This is a genomic window from Massilia aurea, from assembly GCF_024753205.1.
Lineage (GTDB): Bacteria > Pseudomonadota > Gammaproteobacteria > Burkholderiales > Burkholderiaceae_D > Telluria > Telluria aurea.
In genome coordinates, this window is record NZ_JANUGZ010000025.1 from 1 (window position 1) to 1,138 (window position 1,138).

General features: G+C 59.8%; 1 protein-coding gene. It reads left to right on the plus strand.

All coding sequences use genetic code 11. The annotated features are described in order from the left end of the window. Window positions 1-51 precede the first annotated feature (51 nt). A partial coding sequence (locus NX775_RS23870; RefSeq protein WP_258838247.1) for an amino acid adenylation domain-containing protein occupies window positions 52-1,138 on the plus strand: 1,087 nt, incomplete at its 3' end.

Sequence of the window (1,138 nt, forward strand, 5' to 3'; positions counted from 1 at the left end):
GGCGTGGTCCCCGACGCACGAGTGGCCATTTGCGTCGAACGCAGCCTGGATATGATTGTCGGCTTGCTCGCCATTCTCAAAGCAGGCGGGGCCTATGTCCCGCTCGACCCAGCCTATCCGCGCGATCGACTGGACTACATGTTGCGCGACTGCGCACCATCAATTCTGCTGACCCATCGGGCGTTCGCGCAGTTCATGCCGATGGAAGCGCCCATGCCTGTCGTGCTGTTCGATGCCGCTCAGATGGGCGATGACATACATGGCGAGCTCAACTTATCCGTAGCGGCGCTGTGCCCGCGCCATTTGGCTTATGTGATATATACCTCCGGCTCGACCGGCATGCCAAAGGGCGTGATGATCGAACACGCGAACGCATGTAACTTGATCGTCTGGGCCATGCGGCACTTCAGCCCAGAGCAGAGCGCATCGACCTTATTCGCCACCTCGATCAATTTCGACTTGGCAGTCTATGAAATGTTTCTCCCGCTGAGTTCGGGTAGCACGGTCACCTTGGTCAAGGATATCTTGGCTCCCGGCGTTTCGTTGGCCAGCATCACCCACATCAATACCGTACCCTCTGCTGCTGCCAGCTTGCTGGCCACGGGCCGGATACTTCCATCAGTATCAGGCATCAATCTTGCGGGTGAGCCATTAAAGGCCCAGCTCGTCGAACAGCTGTTTGCCGGAACCGCAACCCGGTATATTGCCAACTTGTATGGCCCGACCGAAACCACGACTTACTCGACGTGGACGCGGTTCTCCCGCGAGGGCGGTTTCCGGCCGGGTATTGGTCGTCCCATCGCCAATACCCAGATCTATATCCTCGATCCTCACGGTCAGCCGGTGCCTAGCGGCGTAACCGGAGAAATCCACATTGGCGGTGCCGGCGTCGCACGCGGCTACCTGAACCGGCCGGAACTGACCGCCGAGCGCTTCGTCGCCGATCCATTCAGCACTACGCCGGGGGCACGCATGTACAAAACCGGCGACCTGGCCCGCTGGCTGGCTGACGGCAACATCGAATATCTCGGTCGCAAAGACTTTCAGGTCAAGATCCGAGGCTTCCGGATCGAACTGGGCGAAATCGAAGCGAAGCTGGCAGCCTGCCCCGGCGTGGGCGAAGCGGTCGTCATCGCAC